Raw genomic sequence first — 18,619 nt, 5'->3', positions numbered from 1 at the left:
ATCCATTGCAACTCCGGAGATGAGGTTCCCATGATTCCCGACCACGACCGCGCCACGGCGCCGCCTGTCACCCGGCCCACGCTCAGCGGCCAGACCCACACCCCCGTGGCTTCCGCCACCCGGCGGAGGGTCGTGGGGGCCAGCTTCATCGGCAACTTCGTCGAGTGGTTCGACTACGCCATGTACGGCTACCTCGCGGTGACCATCTCAGCGGTGTTCTTCCCGGACTCCGACCCGGCCACGGGCCTCATGATGACCTTCTCGCTCTTCGCCGTCTCCTTCCTCGTCCGGCCGCTCGGCGGCTTCTTCTGGGGCCATATCGGGGACCGCTTCGGCCGGCGGGTGGCGCTGTCCTGGTCCATCCTGATCATGTCCCTGGCCACGTTCCTCATCGCCTTGATCCCGGGCTACGCGACCATCGGGCTCTGGGCGCCCCTGGCTCTGCTCGCACTCCGGCTGGTCCAGGGCTTCTCCGCCTCTGGCGAGTACGCCGGGGCCTCCGCCTTCCTGGTGGAGTACGCCCCACCGCGGAAGCGCGGGATCTACGCCGCCGTGGTCCCGGCCAGCACCGCCACGGGGCTGCTGCTCGGCTCACTCATCGCCACCGTACTGACAGCCACTCTCGACGACCAGCAGATGATCGACTGGGGCTGGCGGCTGCCCTTCCTGCTGGCGGCACCCATGGGTCTGATCGGCCGGTACATCCGTTCCAAGCTCGAGGACACCCCGGCGTTCCGCGAGATGGCCGTCAAGGACGAGGCCGTCAAGGCCCCCGTGGGCGCCTTGTTCCGCGAGCACGGGGGCCGGCTACTGCAGGCCTCTGGGGCCGTGCTGCTGAATGCCGTGGGCTTCTACGTCATCCTGTCCTACATGCCGACGTACCTCTCCGAGGAACTCGGGCTGGACAGCACCTCGTCCTACCTCGCCACCACGGTCGCGCTGGCCACCTACATCGGCTTCATCTTCGTCACCGGCTCGCTGTCCGACCGCTTCGGACGCAAGCGGGTGCTGATGAGCGCCTCGGTGGCCTTCATCCTCTTCACGGTGCCCGCGTTCTACCTGCTGGACACGGACAACTTCCTGGTGATCCTCCTGGTGCAGATCCTGCTCGGCGGCATGCTGACCCTCAACGACGGAACCCTGCCGAGCTTCCTCGCCGAGTTGTTCCCCACAAAGGTCCGCTATTCCGGCTTCGCCGTGAGCTTCAACCTCTCCAACGCCCTGTTCGGAGGCACGGCCCCCCTCGTGGCCACCTGGCTCATCGCCACGAGCGGCAATGTGGTCGCCCCGGGGTGGTTCCTCATGGCGGCCGCTGCGGTCTCCCTCGTGGCCGTGGCCCTGTCACGTGAGACCAGCAGGGACCCCCTGCGCGCCGAATGACAGCGAGTCGTCAGCCGGAGGTCCGCGCCGAGGCCTCGATCGCCGAGCCCACGGACATCAGGTGCTCGCGCATGGCGCTGGCAGCGGCCTCCGGCTCGCGGGCGCAGACGGCCTCGATGATCGCCAGGTGCTCGGGCAGGGACTGCTGCGAACGCCCCGGCTGGGCGAACAGCCGGTACTGGAAGCGCACCGCCTGCGCCCGGAGGCGGTCGATCGTGGCGGCCGCCGTGGCCTGCCCCGAGAGCCGGATGAGCGTGGCGTGCAGCTCGGTGTTCCCCTGCGCATAGGCAGACTGGTTCCCCGCCTCCACGGCGGCCTCCATATCCCGGCCGATCCGCTGGAGCAGCTGGGCCTCCTCCTCGCCGAGGCGCTGGGCAGCGCGGGCGGCGCACAACGCCTCGAGGGCGGAGCGGACCTCCACGATCTCGAGCGCCTCCTCGAGGGGCACGGACCGGACGCGGGCGCCACGGTTCTGGATCCGCTCGACCACGCCCTCCACGGTCAGCTCAGACAGGGCCGTGCGCACGTGCCCGCGGCTGGCCCCGTACATCTCGGCCAGGTCGGCCTCCACGAGCCGCTGGTTCGGCACGAGCTCGCCGGCGAAGATGGCCTGGCGGATCCGGTCCGCCACCACGGTGGCGGTCACCGCGGCACCGGCGCGTGTTGCTGTAGCCACTGGAATCTCCCCCGCCCGTCGGCCATGATGGAACTGATTGTGAACAATATTGTCACAGAAGCAGCCCAGCCGGGAGTACCGGAGAAGAGAGGCCCCATGTCCGTCACCGACGCACCCGCCACGGAAATCCGGTGCATGCAGATGCGCGGCGGCACCTCCAAGGGACTGTACTTCCTCGCCGAGGACCTGCCGGCCGATCCCGGCGAACGGGACGCCCTGCTGCTGCGGCTGATGGGGTCGCCCGATCCCCGGCAGATCGACGGCCTCGGCGGCGCCCACCCGCTGACCAGCAAGGTCGCCGTGGTCTCGGCCCGCCCGGACGGCGGGGTCGACTACCTCTTCCTGCAGGTGTCCGTGGACCGGGCCGTGGTCTCCGACCAGCAGAACTGCGGCAACATCCTGGTCGGGGTGGGCCCCTTCGCCATCGAGCGCGGGCTCGTCCCGGCCCGGGACGGCACCACCGAGGTGGTCATCCACATGGTCAACACCGGTTCGGTGGCCCGGGCCATCGTCACGACGCCGGCCGGCCGCGTCTCGTACGCCGGCGCGGCGGAGATTGCCGGGGTCCCGGGATCCGCCGCCCCGGTGGTGCTGGACTACCGCGGTACGGCGGGTTCCAGCTGCGGCGCCCTCTTCCCCACGGGGAATCTCAGCGATACGCTCGCCGGCGTCGAGGCGACCTGCGTGGACAACGGGATGCCCGTCGTCGTGGTCCGCGCGGCGGATCTGGGGGTGGACGGGACCGAGGAGCCGACCGCGCTGGAGGCGGACGGTGATCTGTGCGCCGCGGTGGAGGCCCTGCGGCTCGAGGCCGGCACCGCCATGGGGCTCGGTGACGTCACGGACGCGACCGTCCCCAAGGTGTGCCTGGTGTCCCCGGCCCGGGACGGCGGCACGTTCAGCACCCGCTGCTTCATCCCGAAGCGCGTGCACGAGGCGATCGGGGTCTTCGCCGCGGCCTCGGCGGGGGTGGCGTGGCAGGTTCCCGGCACGGTGGTGGCCGGGCTGGCCGGTGACCACTCCACCCGGGACGTCCGCGTGGAGCACCCCACGGGCCACACGGACCTGGTCCTCGAGGTCGAGGACGGCGCCGTGCGCCTGACGGGGAGCGTGCGCACCGCCCGCAAGCTGATGGACGGCCTGGCCTTCGCCTGACGGGCGGGGTCCACGGCGGTAGACTGGCACGGCCCTCGAGCCGATTCCACGGCCAGCCACCGTCACTTCTGGAGCCCACCCATGACCACGCCCATTCCGGTCAAGCCCAGCCGCCGCACGCGGCCGGCCTCCGGACCCCGCGCCCGGCTGAAGATGTCCCTGTACGGGTTCCTGGTGGCCTGGCTGATCCCGAACCTGGTCATGGCGGGGCTCGTGCTGGTGCTCAACCTCATCCCGGCCCTGCAGTCCTACGGCTCGCTGGCGCCGCTGCTGACGGTGGTCGGCGTGGCCGGCATGGTCATCGGACTGCCCCTGTGCCTGCTGGTGAACTGGCTCTTCCGGCACAAGACCAACCAGTGGATCCACGTCCTGGGCTACGCCCTCGTGGGGATGCTCTACGGCCTGGCCGTCCTGTTCTCCGGTGCCGGCGGGCTGGTCCCCATGCTCATCCCCGTGGTCGGCTTCCCGGCCGCCATCCTGATGGCCCTGGGCCGCACGTTCGCGCGCCCGCTGGTCTCCGTGGTGCGCCCCGAGGCGCCCGCCGCCACGGCCTGACGCGCCGACCCGCGCCACGGGTTTAACATGGAGGACATGTCTTCCACTGCTCCGCATGACGTGCACACCCCCGACTCCCCCGCCCTGGCGTTGACCATCGCCGGCTCGGAGGCGACCGGCGGTGCCGGCGCCCAGGCCGACCTGAAAACCTTCCAGGAGCTCGGCACCTTCGGCATGGTGGCACTGACCTGCATCGTCTCCTTCGATCCGCAGGACGACTGGAACCACCGCTTCGTGCCCGTCCAGCAGGACGTCATCGCGAACCAGCTCGAGGCCATCCAGGCCGATTACGCCGGCACCCTGAGGACCACCAAGCTGGGCATGATGGGTTCGCCCGAGACCATCTCCACGGTGGCCGCCGCCCTGAAGAGCCAGGACTGGGACCACGTCGTCCTGGATCCGGTACTGATCTGCAAGGGTCAGGAGCCCGGCCACGCCCTCGACACGGACCGCGCCCTGAAGGCCGAGCTGCTTCCCCTGGCCACCTTCACCACCCCGAACCACTTCGAGTCCGAGCAACTCTCCGGCCTGCAGATCCGGACGCTGGAGGATCTGAAGGAGGCCGCGCAGCGGATTCACGACGTCTCCGGCGCTGCCGTCCTGGCCAAGGGCGGCATCCGGCTCGACGGTCCGGACGCCCAGGACGTGTTCTATGACGGGGAGACCCTCGAGGTGCTCTCCGCCCCGAAGGTCGGAGAGCACGCGGTCTCCGGCGCGGGTTGCTCCCTGGCGGCCGCCGTCACCGCGGAGCTGGCCAAGGGTGCCACCCCGCTGCAGGCCGCGCGCCGCGCCAAGGAGTTCGTCACCGCGGGCATCAAGCAGCGCGTCACGGGCAACACCCCCTTCGACGCCCTGTGGCAGGGTGGCCTGCGGCGCGCCTGAGGCGATCGGAATAGGCGGGCCGGGGCCGGGGTTGTGCCTGAGGTGAAGATCGAGATTTTTTCTGACGTGGCCTGCCCGTGGTGCTTCATCGGCAAGCGCCGCTTCGAGGCAGCCCTGGAGTCCTTCGAGCACCGCGACCAGGTGGAGGTCGAATGGAAGAGCTTCCAGCTCGACCCGACCGTGCCCGAGCATGACCACCGCCAGGAGATCGACTATCTCGCGGAGACCAAGGGCATGCCGCGCGAGCAGGTGACCCAGATGCTGGGCCATGTCGCCCAGCAGGCCGCCGCCGAGGGGCTGGACTACGACTTCGATTCCCTGGTGGTGGCGAACTCCTGGAAGGCCCACCGCGTCATCCAGCGCGCCAAGGCCCAGTCCCTGGTGACGGCCGAGCGGCTCGAGGAGCAGCTGTTCCGGGCCCACTTCGAGGACGGGAAGGACATCGGCAGCGAGGACGTGCTCGTGGAGCTCGGCACCGCCGCCGGGCTGAGCGCCGAGCAGGTCCGTGAGGCCCTGGCCGAGGACCGGTGGGAAACCGCCGTCAAGCAGGACCTGGCCACCGCCCAGGCCCTGGGCGTCTCCGGCGTCCCGTTCTTCGTCCTGGAGCGCAAGTACGGCATCTCCGGCGCCCAGCCCGTGGAGGTCTTCGCGCAGGCCCTGGAGCAGTCCTGGGCTGAGTCCCAGCCGCTGCAGATGGTGCAGACCGGCGGTCTCGACGGCGAGGCCTGCGGCCCCAACGGCTGCGACTGACCTACCCGCGGTGCTGGAAGTCGATACCCAGGCGGCGGGCTGACAGGAATCGCCAGGCCAGCAACACGCCCAGCAGGGTGGCTCCCAGGGTCATGGTCCACGAGTAGTGCCAACTGCCCGCTGCGGTGGCGATGGCGGCCAGGATGATGGGCCCCACGAAGTTCGCGCCGTTGTAGATCTGGACCATCAGCCCCATGGCCGCGGCCCCGGAACCGTTGGGCGGAGCGATGTCCACGGCGATCCGGTTCAGGGTGGCGGGAACGAGTGCGCCGACGCCGGAGAACAGCGTGACCGCCAGGATCTGCACGGCCAGTCCGCCGGGGACACCGGTCCAGTCCGGGGCGAAGGTGATGACCGAGGTGACGCCCATCGTGGCCAGGCCGATCAGCACGAGTCGCCGCATCGGCACGCCGCGCTGGTGCAGTCGGCCGGTGACGATGTTGCCCACGCCGTTCACCCCGCCCACCACGGCGGTGACGATGCCGGGCCAGAGTCCCCGGACGCCGGCCTCGTCGAAGATGGTGGGCAGGAAGCCGATCACCGATCCCCACTGCAGCGTGTAGCAGGCGAAGACCACGCCGGCGATCCACGGCGTCAGGGTCTGCACGGTGGCTCCCACCCGCCGGACGGCGAGCCTGACATTGGCGTCGCGGTCGGAGGGCGGCGGGGGGACGAGGGTCAGGATCATCGGGATGGTGGCCGCGGTGGCCGCGGCCATCAGGATCCACCACACCTGCCAGCTGACGGAGGTCAGCAGCAGGGTGGAGACCAGGACCGCCAGGAAGGTGGCGAGTCCCTGGAAGGAGCCCCACCACCCCATGGCGATGTTCGTCCGGGCCGGGGGCGTGATCAGGCGGATGAGCGGCGGGCACACCACGGTGGCCATGAGGAATCCGACGCCCTCCACGGCCCGGGTGGCCATCAGGAATCCCGTGGTCTCGGCGAACGCCCCGGCGAGTGAGCCGGCCGACAGCAGCGAGAGCCCGATCAGCAGCGTGCGGCGCAGCCCCAGGACCTCGGAGAAGAGGGAGACGCCCAGCCCCAGGAGCATCGAGCCGACCTGGACGATGCCCAGCAGGACTCCCGATTCGATCAGGGTCATGCCCAGGTCCTCCTGCACGAAGGACAAGGCCTCAGGCAGTTTCCAGATATGCATGGCCGCGGCGACGCCGGCAATGACGATGGGGATCCAGGCGGTGCGCGCGCGTGCTGGCTGTCCAGCCATCGCGCCAGACGGGGCGTTCATTCTTGACACCCTAATACCGGTTCGGGCCGGAATCCGGTGCGCTTCCATCAGCGCCCTTAAACACCTGAGAGGCGGTGGCTAAGCCACCGCCTCTCAGCGGATATTGGATTGGTGGGCCCGTATCCCCCCGGGCTAGTTCCACCGTCCGATCCGTGTGCACCGTCTCATGGGGCCCTTTTAGGTTAACCAGCCGGAGGCCATCGCCGCTATTGGACTATTGGACAGTCTTCGGAGCTTGAATGTGACTCACATCACACTCAGGTCCGTTCAGACCGTTGCTCCATGGAGTGGCACAGAGGCTCGGACCCGCCACCAGCGCCCGTCACGCTCCGAGGACATGGTTCCACCAAAGGCGTCCACCCGGTCCTGCATGCCGATCAGTCCACTGGCCGAGGAGTTCCACCCGGCGCGACTGGCCGTCCCCGGCGGGGGGAGCGTGTTGTCCACGGCCAGCTCCAAGTTGTCCTCCCGCGCGCGCACCTCCAGGTGGCACTGGCCGCCCTCGGCCGAGTGCTTGGCCACATTGGTGATGGCTTCCTGAAGGACGCGGTACAGGGCCGTCTCCACACTCTGGGGGATGTCCTGGTCCAGGCCCGAGGTCTCCACGGTGGTCTCGATGCCGAGGCTCTCCAGCATGCGACCGAACTTCACCGCCCCGTATTCCAGGTCCAGTGCCGATGCGCCCTCACCGAGGTCCCGCTGCGCACCCTCCTGGTCCCCGGCCACCAGGCCCTCGGCCTGAAGCAGGGACAGCATGCGGCGCAGATCAACCAGGGCCTCACCGGCGGAGTCGCCGATGACCTTCACGGCGTCGCGGGCCGAGGCATCGGTGCCGGCATACCTGGCGGCGCGGGCCTGCATCGAGATGATGGTCAGGTTGTGCGCCACGATGTCGTGGAGGTCCCGAGCCAGCGAGCGGCGCTCCTCCTGCGCTGCGGCAGCCGCTCGCCGCGTGGCTTCAGCAACCCGAGCTTGGTCTTCTTGCCGCCGCACCACCATGTAGCTGATGAAGTTACCGATACCCCATGCCAAGAAGATCAGAACCAAGGCTGGCCAAATAGCCACAGCATTGCCGGGAGTGGTAACAGGAATAAGAACTGCCCAAACCGTCGAGAGCGACAAAGCAAGAACGCTAAAGAGCCTGTTTGCAGTGGCTGCTACCACGCCCAGCATCAGCGGCAGAATGAAGATGATGAAAGCAAACGAATCCAGAGTATGGCTCGCGACCATGGCAGGCACCAAGGCGATAAATGCGAATGTCGTCCGCGTCCAAAGAACATAGAAAGCCAGGCTCAATAGGACGGTAACAAACGTGTCCGCTGCGTCAATCCGAGCATCCACCGACGCGGCGACCGCCAGATCGGACATCAGCGACGCCGTGGCCAATGCTGAAGCGATTACTAGAAGCACTTTGCTCAGTCGGCGCGAAGACCAAAAGCCAGCCGACCCCAAGGTGGAGTCGGCTGGCGCGGTATCAATCATGAATTAAATTCTCAGCAGAAGAGGCCCCAGTATTCACACCAGAAGACCTTGGACCCACTCCCCATTCCCATGGTGGACATGCCACCCGTGGAGGACTTGGGAGCAGGCTGGAACGTGGCGGGGAGAACAGAACCGGAGGTCGGGGCGGCCGCGGCGGCAGCCGGGGCAGCGAAGAGGGCGGAGGAGACGAGCACGGCGGCAGCAGCGGCCTTTAGGGGACGTTTCATACCCTCATTATCACCGGCACGCGGCGCGTTCTCCACATTCAGAGCAATCTGTCAGGGTATTCAAAGGTTCAGATTCTCCACGGTCGCCCGGGGACACCGAGCTCTCCTCCGCGCTGGTCAAGTCCGGATTGCCCGCCGAGCCGCTAGTCTGAGTCCATGCCGGATTCCAGCACATCCCCCCTGAAGGTGCTCATCGTGGACGACCAGCCGCTGATGAGCGGCGCGCTCAAGATGCTCGTGGAGTCCTCCCCCAACATGGAGTGCGTGGGCATCGCCGCCAACGGCGAGGAGGGCCTGGAATCCAGCCGTGCCACCGGGCCGGACGTGGTGCTGATGGACATGCAGATGCCCGTCATGGGCGGGGTGGAAGCCACCGAGCGGATCACCGCCGAGCTACCCAACACCAAGGTCCTGGCCATCACCACGTTCACCTCCGAGCCCTACCTGGTGCCCGCCCTGCGCGCCGGCGCCGCCGGCTATCTGCTCAAGGATGCCGACCCGGAGACCATCATCGGGGCCATCTGGAGCGTGCACCGCGGCGAATCGGTCCTCTCCCCCGCCGTGACGCGCAAGCTGCTCTCCTCCATCGAGGGCGACGGGGCCGGCGTCGGGCGATCCGCCGTCTCCCCGGGTGATCCGGACGGCTCGGACCTGACCCCGCGGGAACTGGACGTGCTCCGATTGCTCGCCCGCGGCCGGTCCAACCCGGAGATGGCTGAGGAGCTGCACCTCTCCGAGTCCACGGTCAAGGCCAACCTCACCAAGATCATGGACAAGCTCGAGGTCCGGGACCGCGTCCAGGTGATCATCCGGGCCGCGCAGCTGGGGCTCGTCACCCTCGCGCTCGACTGACCGTTCCAGCCGGCTCAGGCCCGCACGACGGGCAGCTCCGAGAACCGCGTGGTGTACTGCGGCGAGGCGAACTCCCGGCGCATCGTCCAGGAGCCCTGCTCGGCCAGACCGCCACGTCCCAACCCGATCGCGGTGCCGCCGAATCGCCCGCGGACGCGCCCCAGGACGTCTTCCAGGTGGCGGTCGGGGACGACGTCGGTCCCCTCCACCTCCTCGAAGCCCGCCAACATTTCCTGGCCGGTCTCCGCCGGCCCCAGTCCGGCGAGCATCACCCCGGCGCGGGTGTACGGGACACCCTCGCGCATGACCGTGCGCATGGCGCCCACGGCGGCCCGCGTGATGGCGATCGGATCAGCGGTGGCCCGCGGCAGGGCCACGGACTTCGAGACGGACCCGTCCGGTCCCGAAAACCGCGAGGTCCCCGCCGTGACCATCACCGTCCGGGCCCGCTGCCCTTGGGCCGCCAGCCGGGCCGCCGCGCGCTGCCCGTAGGCGTTCATGACGTCTGCCATATCCGCCGAGCTCACCACCGGACGGGAGAAGGAGCGGGAGAAGATGACCTGGGCCGGCCCGGCGTGTTCGTCCGCGTCCGGGATGCAGGCCACCCCGCCGAGTTCCAGCACCGTGCGCTCCAGGACCACGGAGAACCGGGACCGGATCCACCCCGGTTCGGCGTCCCGCAGCTCGGCCATGGTGCGGATGCCGAGGCGCTCGAGCTTGTCTCCGGACTTCCGGCCCACGCCCCAGACCTCGGTGGACGGGAGGCGTTGCATCAGGCGGTCCACGAAGCCCGCGGGCGCCTGCTCCACCGAGAAGACGCCGTCGATCCGGGCGTCGTGAGGGTTGTTCTTGGCCACGTGGTTGGCGAACTTCGCCAGCGTCTTGGTGGACGCGATCCCCACGCACACGGGAAGACCCAGGTGCCGGGCCACGGCCCGCCGCAGCTGCCGGCCCGTCTCGAGCGCCTGCCGGGGCGTGCCCGTCAGCCCGATGAAGCTCTCGTCGATCGAGTAGACCTGCTGCCAGGTCCCCCAGCGGCCCAGCAGCTCCATCACTCGGGCGGACAGGTCCCCGTAGAGCTCGTAGTTCGAAGAGCGCGCCACCAGACCCCAGGCTTCAGCCTGCGGGGCGATCTGGAACCACGGCATGCCGGTCCTCAGCCCGAGGGCCTTGGCCTCCGGGGAGCGGGCCACCACGCAGCCGTCGTTGTTGGAGAGCACCACCACCGGTCGGTTCTCCAGCCGTGGGTCGAAGAGCCGCTCGCAGGAGACGTAGAAGTTGTTGACGTCCACGAGGGCCAGGTGCTCACCCGTCCGGTCACCCACGGTGCCACCGCCGGCTGTCACAGGCGGTGCAGGCAGTAGGTGGCCACGCCCCAGACCTGGAGGTCCCCGACCTCGCGGGGCGCCGCGCCGTCATCGGTCTCCAGGGCCGCGTGACGGACGCCGTCCCGGGTCTGGAGCGCCAGCCGCCGGACCAGGAGCTCGCCCTCGAACACGACCACCACCACGGAGCCGTGGCGCGGGGTGCCGGCGCGGTCCACCACGATCTCGTCTCCGTCATGGATGCCCGAGGCGGCCAGCGCCTGACCGGTCACCCGCATCAGGAACGTGGAGGTGCGGTCCCGCACGAGTTCCCGGTTGAGGTCGATCCCGCCGTCCAGGTAGTCGCGCGCGGGCGAGGGGAAGCCGTGGGCGCGGGCGCTCTGCCCGGCGTCCGTAGCGGGGTTCGCTCCGGACGGCCCCGGTGGCTGGGCGGTCACGCGTTCACCACCGGGACGTCAGTCGTCGTCACCGCTGCTGTCGGAGTCCTCCGGGCTGGCGGACTCGCTGCTGGGCGGTGGGCTCGACGACGGCGTGGCGGACGGAGTCGGTGTCGCCGACTCCGATTCCTCGGCCTTGGCGCTCTCCTCGGCCCGGCGCCGGTCCTCCGCGGCCCGGCGCTCGGCTTCGGCGCGCGCCGCCTGCTCCCGCTGCCGCTGCGCCTCGGCCTGGCGGGCGGCCTCCTGGCGCTTGCGCTCGAGCTCGGCCTGCCGGGCCTCCTCCTCCTGGCGGGCCTTCTCCTCGCGCTCACGGGTGAGCAGGACGTTGCGGGTGGACTTCAGCGAGTCGAGCTCGGACTGCGCCGAGGACAGCGCCCCGTCCAGCCGCTCCTGCAGCCGCGGCAGGTCCTGGCCCCAGGCGAGGGAGGCGAGGGAGCCGCCCTCCGGGTCGATGGTCGCGAAGACCTTCTCAGCGGTGATCCCCTGCTCCACGGCGGTCTCCACCGCCTCGATCTGGGCGTCGGCCGCCTCGGCGGACTCAGGCCGTTCCTCCGGCAGGTCCTGCAGCACGGTCACGGCGGGGGCGATCTGCCCGGCCAGGGTGCAGGACTGCGCCGGTGAGTACAGGCCGGCCTCCTCGGTGCGGGCGGTCTCCTGAGCCTCGCGCAGCTCGCTGCCGAACTGCTCCAGGGACTGCTCGCGCAGCGGCACGGCCAGCCCCGCCTCGACCTGCTGGGTGTTGGTGACCCGGCCGCCATGGTGGACCAGGGCCAGCCGGGATCCGTCAGGCCCGTCAGACTCCTCCGGGTACTCCAGGCGCACGGTGTCCCCCGGTTCGAGCAGGCCGGCGAGGTTCGCCATGGACTGTTCCGCCAGGCAATGGTCCACCGTGGGATCCTGCCCCTCCGCGGCCGGCAGCGGCGCCATCACCCCGGCGAGCGTCACGGTCTCCTCGGTGCCGTCCCGGTTCACCACGAGGGTCTGGCCGTCCTGGACCCGGACCACGTTGGCGTCCGCGGCAGCGGTGCGCACCCCCTTGATGGTGCTCAGGATGGCCAGCGTCAGCAGCAGGGCGGCCACCAGGACGAACGCGATGATGGCCAGGACGGGGAACCGTCGGGCAGTCTGCTGTTCTGTCATGGTCTTCCTGCACTGGGGGAACGCCGGGTGGGCGGGGGACGAGGCGGGCCCGCAGGCTCAGCGAAGTCTACCAAGGAGGCCCTCCCGCCGCGGAATCACGCGCGGCGGTAGAACGGCGCCTCCACCACGGTGAAGGGCTCGGCCTTGCCGCGCAGGTCCACCGCGAGCTCGGTGCCGACCTCTCGGAAGCCGACGTCCACCCGGGCCAGGGCGATCGGGTAGCCGAGGGTCGGGCTGGGGATACCGGAGGTGACCTCGCCGATCCGCTGACCGTCGCCGTCGAGCACGGGATAGCCGGCCCGGGCCGCCCGGCGGCCGCCGCCCCGCAGGGCCACGATGGCCTGGCCGGTGGTGGTGCCGGTCCCGGCCTCGCGCGCCGCGAGCAGGGCGTCCCGGCCCACGAAGTCCGTCTCCTTGGATTTCAGGGGGACGGCCATCCCGGCCCCGGACTCGCTTGGCAGGTGGCCCAGGTCCAGCTCGTTGCCGTAGAGCGGCATGCCGGCCTCCAGGCGCAGCGAGTCCCGGCTGGCCAGACCGCACGGCCGCAGCTCGACGCCGAGATCCCTCGCGGCGGCCAGCAGGGCGTTCCAGACGCCGGTGGCCGCGGTGGACAGCACCCCGCGGTCGGCCACGGGCCCGATGATCAGCTCGAAGCCGTCCTCGCCGGTGTAGCCGGTGCGCGCCATGAGGGCGCGCAGGTCCCCCGCCTCCGCCCCGGTCCGGAGGGTGGCCGGGCGGGCCGCGTAGTACTTCAGGTCCTCCACTGCCGCGGCCTCGTCCTGCGGCAGGACGGCCGCCACGATCCGTGCCGCCTCCGGCCCCTGCACGGCGACCAGGGCGGTCTGCGAGGACTCGTTGCGGACCGTGGCCTCGAAGCCGGCGGAGCGTTCCGTCAGCGCGGCGGCGACCGCGGAGGCGTTGCCGGCGTTGGGCACCACCAGGAACTCACGGGCCGCGTCATCCTCCCCGCCGTCCAGCCGGTAGACGATCAGGTCGTCCAGGACGGTCCCGGCCTCGGTGCAGATCAGGGAGTACTTGGCCTTGCCCGGCGCCACCGCCGAGACCCGGGCGGTGAGGGCGTAGTCCAGGGCCTCGGCGGCCTGCGGCCCGCTCACCCGGACCTCTCCCATGTGGGAGAGGTCGAAGAGTCCGGCGGAGGTGCGCACGGCCTGGTGCTCGGCCAGCTCGGAGCCGTACTTCAGGGGCATCTGCCAGCCGCCGAAGTCCGTGAAGGAGGCCCCGGCCTCCCCGTGGACCCCGTGCAGCGGAGTGGTGTTCGGAGTGCTGTTCTCGGGCATGTTCGGGTTCCTGTCAGTGGGAGACGGAGGACGAGGACTCGACGTTCTCCTCCACGGCCGTGGCAGAGTCCGCGGCCTCCTGGGGGTCGGCGGACTCGAAGGACTCGACCGGCGGGCAGGAGCAGAACAGGTTGCGGTCCCCCCAGGCCCCGTCGATGCGGCCCACCGGCGGGAAGTACTTGTCCCGGCGCAGCGAGTCCACGGGGTAGGCGGCCTGCGAGCGCGGGTAGTCGCGGTCCCACTCGTCCGCGGTGAGCACCTCGGCCGGGTGGGGCGCGTTGCGCAGCACGGAGGCCTCCAGGGTCTCCGGGGTGGTGGCCTCCATCTCCGCGTGGATGGAGACCATGGCGTCGATGAAGCGGTCGATCTCGGCCAGGTCCTCGGACTCGGTCGGCTCCACCATGAGGGTGCCGGCCACCGGGAACGCCAGGGTCGGGGCGTGGAAGCCGTAGTCGATCAGCCGCTTGCAGACGTCCTCGGCGGTCACCCCGGACCTCGCGGTGAGCTCGCGCAGGTCCAGGATGCACTCATGGGCCACCAGCCCGGTCTCGCCCGTGTAGAGGATGGGGAAGGTGGACCCGAGCCGCTTGGCCACGTAGTTGGCGCTCAGCAGGGCGTGCCGCGTGGCGTCCGTGAGCCCCTCGGCACCCATCAGGTACAGGTAGGCCCAGGAGATCGGCATGACGCCGGCCGAGCCGTAGGGTGCCGAGGTGATCGGCCGCTCGGCGCTGGGCAGGTAGGGCGCCAGGTGCTCGGCCACCGCCACCGGGCCCACGCCCGGGCCGCCGCCGCCGTGCGGGATGCAGAAGGTCTTGTGCAGGTTCAGGTGGGAGACGTCCCCGCCGAACTGGCCCGGCTGGGCCAGGCCCACGAGGGCGTTGAGGTTCGCGCCGTCGATGTAGACCTGGCCGCCGGCCTCGTGCACCTTGCGGCAGACCTCCCGCACGTCCGCGTCGTAGACGCCGTGCGTGGAGGGGTAGGTGATCATGATGGCCGCGACCCTACCGGCGTTCGCCTCGATCTTGGCCGTGAGGTCGTCCGAGTCGATGGTGCCGTCCGGAGCCGTGGCCACCACCACGACCTTCAGTCCGGCGAGCACCGCGGAGGCGGCGTTGGTGCCGTGGGCCGAGGCGGGGATCAGGCAGATGTCCCGCTCGCCTTCCCCCTGGTCCAGGTGGTAGCGCCGGATGGCCAGCAGGCCCGCGTACTCGCCCTGGGAACCGGCGTTGGGCTGGATGGAGACGGCGGCGTAGCCGGTGATCTCGGCGAGCTTCTCCTCGAGGTCCCCCAGCAGGAAGCGCCACCCCTCGGTCTGGTGGTCCGGGGCGAAGGGGTGGATGGAGCAGAACTCCGGCCAGGAGATGGACTCCATCTCCGCGGTGGCGTTGAGCTTCATGGTGCACGAGCCCAGCGGGATCATGGTGCGGTCCAACGCCAGGTCGTAGCCGGAGAGGCGCTTGAGGTAGCGCAGCATCTGGGTCTCGGACTTGTAGGTGTTGAACACCGGGTGGGTCATGAACGCGCTGCTGCGCCGCTGGGAGGCGGGGATCCGCTCCTGGGCCGGCCGGCCGGCGTCGTTCCCCACGGCCTCTCCGCCGCCCTGCGCACCGCCGGCGTCCAGCGACTCCCGCGGGGCGCCGAAGGCCGAGAGCACGGCCACCAGGTCCTCGTCCGTGGTGGTCTCGTCACAGGAGATGCCGACGGTCCCGGCGTCCACGAGGCGCAGGTTGACCCCCGCGGCCTCCGCGGCGGTGACCACGGTGCGCGCCAGGGACGGCACGGAGACCTGGACGGTGTCGAAGAACGCGTCCTGGGTGAGCGTGAACCCGGCGGACTCCAGGGCGGCGGCCAGTCGGGTGGCCTGCCGGTGGGCGTGCTCGGCGATCGCGGTCACGCCCTCGGGACCGTGGTAGACGGCGAACATGGAGGCCGTGATGGCCAGCAGCGCCTGCGCGGTGCAGATGTTGGAGGTGGCCTTCTCGCGGCGGATGTGCTGCTCGCGGGTCTGCAGGGCCAGCCGGTAGGCCGGGCGGCCGGCGGCGTCCTGGGAGACGCCCACCAGGCGGCCGGGCAGCTGACGCTCGAGGCCCTTGGGCACGGCCATGTAGGCGGCGTGGGGGCCCCCGAAGAACAGCGGGACGCCGAAGCGCTGCGTGTTGCCCACGGCGATGTCCGCGCCCTGCTCGCCCGGAGGAGTGATGAGGGCCAGGGAGAGCAGGTCGGCGGCCACGGTGACCATGGCGCCGCGGTCCTTGGCCTGGGAGATCACGGCGGCGTGGTCGTGGATCCGGCCCGAGTCGCCCGGCTGCTGCAGGACGATGCCGCACAGTCCCTGGGCCTCCAGCTCACCGGCGAGGTCCTCCGGCAGGCCGCCGGCCAGGTCGGCGGTGCGCACGTCCAGGCCCAGGGCCTGGGCCCGGCCCTCGATCACGGCACGGGTCTGCGGGTAGAGGTCGGCGTCCAGCAGGGTGATGCCGTCCTTGGCCTTCTTGTTGGCGCGGTGCATCAGCAGCACGGCCTCGGCCGCGGCGGAGGCCTCGTCCAGCATGGAGGCGTTGGCGATCTCCAGTCCCGTGAGGTCGGAGACCATGGTCTGGAAGTTCAGCAGGGCCTCGAGCCGGCCCTGGGAGATCTCCGGCTGGTACGGGGTGTAGGCGGTGTACCAGGCGGGATTCTCGAGCACCTTGCGCAGCACCACGGGCGGGGTCACCGTGTCGAAGAAGCCCTGCCCGATCATCTGGGTCTTGACGACGTTGCGGTTGGCGATGGCCCGCAGGTCCTCGAGCACGGCGGCCTCGGTCAGCGCCGGCGGCAGGTTCAGCGGGGTGTCCTGGCGGATGTCCGCGGGCACGGCCGCGTCCACCAGGTCGGCGAGGGAGTCGAAGCCCAGCACGGAGAGCATGTGCTCGGCATCCGAGGGGCGGGGGCCGATGTGGCGGCTGGTGAACGGGGCCGAGGCGGTGTCCCTCGGCTCGTGGCGCCGGCTGGCGGCCGGCAGGACGGCTTGCGGGGGCTGCGGCGTGGTGGCGTCGGTGGCGTGCATCTGGTCTCCTCCAGGGCGCGGTGGGCACGGAACGGTCCCTCCCCGCTCTGTCATGGACCTGAGAGATTCCGCCCGTATCTGGAGGATACGTGCTTGCACCGTCGGTGTCCGGGGGCGCAGGCCCACGGAACTTTCCAGAGTCGCCATGCCCTGCGCGGTACCGGGGCCTGAGAGATTCTCGGGGAGAAATTGCTCCTTCGGCGGCCGTGGTCCCGTGCAGCGGCGGGCCGTCCGGCCGACCGTCTCGGGTCACGGCGCTCTCCCGCGCGGGGTGCGTGACGTGCGCACCAGTCTGGCACAACCCGGCGGACCGTGCCGTCCATCGGTGGCCCCGATGACGGCTACGGTGACGGGGTCCGGTTCCTCAGACCGGCGGAAGAACTGCAGAAGGAGCATCTGACGTGGGCGTGGGTTTGTTCTTGATGGTGACGGTGGGCGGATCCGGCCTGGTGCTCTTCGTGCTCGGCCTTCTCCTGTGGCAACGCCGCACGGTCGCCCTCCGGCGGATCACCGCCCGCACCACGGGCACGGTCAGCGGCTACGACTTCCGGGGCGACGGGCGGGCCCATCCGCAGGTGGACTTCGTGGTCGGCAGCCAGGTCTTCCAGGCGGAGCTGAAGTACCGCGGCGTGATGCGGGTCAGCGGCAGCTTCATCCCGGGGTCCGCGGTCACCGGAGACCCGCTCGCCAAGACCCTGAGGCTCCGGCAGAACAGCCGCGTCTCCCGGAGCCCGATCCCCGAGATCTTCCCGCTCGGCTCCTCCCTGGAGGTCCACTACAATCCCGAGGACCCGCGCAAGAACTTCGCCGTCCGTGACCGCGGCCCCCTGGCTGGTCCCCTCCTGACCTGGGGCGGCGTGGGACTCCTCGTCCTGGGCGTCGGCCTGGGGCTGCTCATCGGGCTCGGCTGAGCCAGAGCGGGACCCCCGCGAGCAGGATCAGGCCGGCCACCCCGGCGAAGGTGACCCCCGGTCCGAGGTAGGTGAACCCCACGCCGCCGAACACGCCGGCCAGTCCCAGGCCGGTGTCGAAGCTCATGTTCCAGCCCACGCTGGCCCGGCCATGGCTGCCGCCCCGGGCGAAGGCCATCACCAGGGACGCGGACTGCACCGTGCCGATCCCCACGCCCATCAGCACCAGGCAGGCGGCCATCAGCCACGGCGGTTCCGCGAGGGCGACGGCCACCAGGCCGGCCGCCGTCATCGCGATCCCCGCCGTGTAGACCACCGTGTGATCGAGCCGGTCCGTCAGGGAGCCCGAGCCCCAGCGTCCGGCCACGGAGGCCGCCTGCATCGTCGCGATGAACACGGCCGGGTGCGCGGTGTCCCCGCCCGGACCGAACGCGATCACCAGCCCGTAGGCGGCCATGCTGACCAGGAACGGCAGCAGCACCGGCCCCAGCGCGGCCCACCACCGGGTGGGGGCCGGGATGACACCCGGGCCCGACGCGCGGGCCGCACCCGCCTGCCCGGGCTCGACGTCGACTCCGGGAACCTCGGCGACCCGGTCCGGGACACCGCGCAGGGTCACGAATGCCAGCAGCACACAGGCGGCGGCCACGAGCCGGAAGGCCTCCAGGGGCACCGCCCCGCTGAGCCACAGTCCCAGCGGGGCGCCCACGGCGGCGGCGGAGGAGGTCGCCGCCCCGAACTGCCCCAGGGCCCGTCCCGCCCGGTCCGGGCGCGAGACCAGGGGGACGGCCGCCGTCGCCACCACCACGAGGACGCCGAAGCCGCACCCGACCGCCAGGCCGGTCACCAGCAGCGCCGCCACGGGATGGCCGATCGCCAGGCTCGCGCCGTGCCCGGCGGCCATCAGTACCAGGGCGGACCCGATGGTCCGGCGCGGTCCCCACCGCTGCCGCAGGGCCGGCGCCGCGGGCTGCACGGCGATCACGCTGAGCATCATGATCGTCAGCAGGGTGCCGGCGGTGACGGCGTCCAGGCCCCGCTCGAGTCCGATGGGGACCATGGTGGAGTAGTTGAGGAAGAAGCCGGAGAAGCCCCACACCGCGATCCACATCAGGCCCCGCAGTCCCGTGGGGCCGCGGGGGGAGAGCTGCTCGGTAGTCACCCCCACACCCTAGGCACCTCCGGTCGTCCGTTGCCCCGCGGTCGGCTACCGGACACCCGGCGGCCACCCGCCGGTCGTCTGGGGCCGGGACACTGACC

The 18,619-nt window shown here is 70.7% G+C and carries 17 protein-coding genes and 1 riboswitch; of the genes, 7 read left to right on the top strand and 10 right to left on the bottom strand.

Annotated elements, in window-relative coordinates; all coding sequences use genetic code 11:
* The first annotated feature begins 30 nt into the window (after nucleotides 1–30).
* Nucleotides 31–1,380, top strand: a complete 1,350-nt coding sequence (locus RE421_RS05365) for an MFS transporter (RefSeq protein WP_309815506.1) — start codon at nucleotides 31–33, stop codon at nucleotides 1,378–1,380.
* Nucleotides 1,381–1,390: 10 nt separating this feature from the next.
* Here the strand turns inward: RE421_RS05365 and RE421_RS05360 are convergent, their stop codons facing one another.
* Nucleotides 1,391–2,056, bottom strand: a complete 666-nt coding sequence (locus RE421_RS05360; protein ID WP_309815504.1) for a GntR family transcriptional regulator — start codon at nucleotides 2,054–2,056, stop codon at nucleotides 1,391–1,393.
* 96 nt (nucleotides 2,057–2,152) lie between these two features.
* On the opposite strand from RE421_RS05360, the gene RE421_RS05355 reads away from it, so the two are divergent.
* The 4 genes from RE421_RS05355 (at nucleotide 2,153) to RE421_RS05340 (ending at nucleotide 5,398) form a co-directional block, all read left to right on the top strand.
* Nucleotides 2,153–3,211: a 4-oxalomesaconate tautomerase gene (locus RE421_RS05355; RefSeq protein ID WP_309815500.1), complete on the top strand. Its 1,059-nt coding sequence runs from the start codon at nucleotides 2,153–2,155 to the stop codon at nucleotides 3,209–3,211.
* Nucleotides 3,212–3,292: 81 nt separating this feature from the next.
* A complete protein-coding gene (locus tag RE421_RS05350; protein ID WP_309815496.1) occupies nucleotides 3,293–3,766 on the top strand; it encodes a hypothetical protein in 474 nt (157 codons plus the stop codon).
* Between the two features lie 36 nt (nucleotides 3,767–3,802).
* A complete protein-coding gene (gene thiD, locus RE421_RS05345; protein WP_396134590.1) occupies nucleotides 3,803–4,648 on the top strand; it encodes a bifunctional hydroxymethylpyrimidine kinase/phosphomethylpyrimidine kinase in 846 nt (281 codons plus the stop codon).
* A gap of 42 nt (nucleotides 4,649–4,690) precedes the next feature.
* Entirely contained in the window at nucleotides 4,691–5,398 is a 708-nt protein-coding gene (locus RE421_RS05340) for a DsbA family oxidoreductase (RefSeq protein ID WP_309815490.1), read from the top strand.
* 1 nt (nucleotide 5,399) lies between these two features.
* Here RE421_RS05340 and RE421_RS05335 read toward each other — a convergent pair whose 3' ends face one another.
* From RE421_RS05335 to RE421_RS05325, 3 genes are all read right to left on the bottom strand, one after another.
* Complete coding sequence (locus RE421_RS05335; RefSeq protein ID WP_309815488.1) at nucleotides 5,400–6,644, bottom strand: MFS transporter; 1,245 nt, start codon at nucleotides 6,642–6,644, stop codon at nucleotides 5,400–5,402.
* 267 nt (nucleotides 6,645–6,911) lie between these two features.
* Nucleotides 6,912–8,126 carry a histidine kinase gene (locus RE421_RS05330; protein WP_309815485.1) on the bottom strand — a complete coding sequence of 405 codons (1,215 nt, stop codon included), beginning with the start codon at nucleotides 8,124–8,126 and terminating at the stop codon, nucleotides 6,912–6,914.
* Nucleotides 8,127–8,137: 11 nt separating this feature from the next.
* Nucleotides 8,138–8,353, bottom strand: a complete 216-nt coding sequence (locus tag RE421_RS05325) for a hypothetical protein (protein WP_309815482.1) — start codon at nucleotides 8,351–8,353, stop codon at nucleotides 8,138–8,140.
* Between the two features lie 156 nt (nucleotides 8,354–8,509).
* Between RE421_RS05325 and RE421_RS05320 the strand changes: the two genes are divergently transcribed.
* On the top strand, nucleotides 8,510–9,205 hold the full coding sequence (locus RE421_RS05320; RefSeq protein ID WP_309815479.1) for a response regulator transcription factor: 696 nt from the start codon (nucleotides 8,510–8,512) through the stop codon (nucleotides 9,203–9,205).
* Nucleotides 9,206–9,219: 14 nt separating this feature from the next.
* On the opposite strand, the gene RE421_RS05315 is transcribed toward RE421_RS05320, so the two are convergent.
* The 5 genes from RE421_RS05315 to gcvP form a co-directional block, all read right to left on the bottom strand.
* Nucleotides 9,220–10,530, bottom strand: a complete 1,311-nt coding sequence (locus RE421_RS05315; RefSeq protein ID WP_309815475.1) for a Y-family DNA polymerase — start codon at nucleotides 10,528–10,530, stop codon at nucleotides 9,220–9,222.
* Between the two features lie 17 nt (nucleotides 10,531–10,547).
* Complete coding sequence (locus RE421_RS05310; RefSeq protein ID WP_309815472.1) at nucleotides 10,548–10,967, bottom strand: S24 family peptidase; 420 nt, start codon at nucleotides 10,965–10,967, stop codon at nucleotides 10,548–10,550.
* An 18-nt stretch (nucleotides 10,968–10,985) separates the two neighbouring features.
* Nucleotides 10,986–12,107, bottom strand: a complete 1,122-nt coding sequence (locus RE421_RS05305; protein ID WP_309815469.1) for a hypothetical protein — start codon at nucleotides 12,105–12,107, stop codon at nucleotides 10,986–10,988.
* Between the two features lie 95 nt (nucleotides 12,108–12,202).
* Nucleotides 12,203–13,405, bottom strand: a complete 1,203-nt coding sequence (gene gcvT / locus RE421_RS05300) for a glycine cleavage system aminomethyltransferase GcvT (protein WP_309815466.1) — start codon at nucleotides 13,403–13,405, stop codon at nucleotides 12,203–12,205.
* Nucleotides 13,406–13,418: 13 nt separating this feature from the next.
* Nucleotides 13,419–16,448, bottom strand: coding sequence for an aminomethyl-transferring glycine dehydrogenase (gene gcvP, locus RE421_RS05295; RefSeq protein WP_396134589.1), 3,030 nt, complete (start codon nucleotides 16,446–16,448; stop codon nucleotides 13,419–13,421).
* A 145-nt stretch (nucleotides 16,449–16,593) separates the two neighbouring features.
* A riboswitch (glycine riboswitch) is annotated at nucleotides 16,594–16,723 on the bottom strand.
* A gap of 126 nt (nucleotides 16,724–16,849) precedes the next feature.
* Here gcvP and RE421_RS05290 point away from each other — a divergent pair.
* Nucleotides 16,850–17,359 (top strand): DUF3592 domain-containing protein, encoded by a 510-nt coding sequence (locus tag RE421_RS05290; RefSeq protein ID WP_309815462.1) that lies wholly within the window; start codon nucleotides 16,850–16,852, stop codon nucleotides 17,357–17,359.
* Here the strand turns inward: RE421_RS05290 and RE421_RS05285 are convergent.
* The gene (locus tag RE421_RS05285; RefSeq protein ID WP_309815459.1) at nucleotides 17,343–18,521 is read right to left on the bottom strand and encodes an MFS transporter; all 1,179 of its coding nucleotides are present in this window, start codon (nucleotides 18,519–18,521) and stop codon (nucleotides 17,343–17,345) included. The genes RE421_RS05290 and RE421_RS05285 overlap by 17 nt on opposite strands.
* Between the last annotated feature and the right edge of the window lie 98 nt (nucleotides 18,522–18,619).

Origin of the sequence: Citricoccus sp. I39-566 (assembly GCF_031432995.1) — a bacterium.
In the GTDB taxonomy this organism is placed as follows: Bacteria; Actinomycetota; Actinomycetes; order Actinomycetales; family Micrococcaceae; genus Citricoccus; species Citricoccus nitrophenolicus_A.
This window is presented reverse-complemented; position numbering and strand designations above follow the sequence as displayed.

What these genes read in the sequence shown, in the direction of transcription:
- RE421_RS05330 (WP_309815485.1), bottom strand. Translation starts at nt 8,126, where the DNA reads ATGATTGATACCGCGCCAGCCGACTCCACCTTGGGGTCGGCTGGCTTT.
- gcvT (WP_309815466.1), bottom strand. Translation starts at nt 13,405, where the DNA reads ATGCCCGAGAACAGCACTCCGAACACCACTCCGCTGCACGGGGTCCAC.
- RE421_RS05320 (WP_309815479.1), top strand. Translation starts at nt 8,510, where the DNA reads ATGCCGGATTCCAGCACATCCCCCCTGAAGGTGCTCATCGTGGACGAC.
- RE421_RS05335 (WP_309815488.1), bottom strand. Translation starts at nt 6,644, where the DNA reads ATGAACGCCCCGTCTGGCGCGATGGCTGGACAGCCAGCACGCGCGCGC.
- gcvP (WP_396134589.1), bottom strand. Translation starts at nt 16,448, where the DNA reads ATGCACGCCACCGACGCCACCACGCCGCAGCCCCCGCAAGCCGTCCTG.
- RE421_RS05350 (WP_309815496.1), top strand. Translation starts at nt 3,293, where the DNA reads ATGACCACGCCCATTCCGGTCAAGCCCAGCCGCCGCACGCGGCCGGCC.
- RE421_RS05365 (WP_309815506.1), top strand. Translation starts at nt 31, where the DNA reads ATGATTCCCGACCACGACCGCGCCACGGCGCCGCCTGTCACCCGGCCC.
- RE421_RS05305 (WP_309815469.1), bottom strand. Translation starts at nt 12,107, where the DNA reads ATGACAGAACAGCAGACTGCCCGACGGTTCCCCGTCCTGGCCATCATC.
- thiD (WP_396134590.1), top strand. Translation starts at nt 3,803, where the DNA reads ATGTCTTCCACTGCTCCGCATGACGTGCACACCCCCGACTCCCCCGCC.
- RE421_RS05325 (WP_309815482.1), bottom strand. Translation starts at nt 8,353, where the DNA reads ATGAAACGTCCCCTAAAGGCCGCTGCTGCCGCCGTGCTCGTCTCCTCC.
- RE421_RS05355 (WP_309815500.1), top strand. Translation starts at nt 2,153, where the DNA reads ATGTCCGTCACCGACGCACCCGCCACGGAAATCCGGTGCATGCAGATG.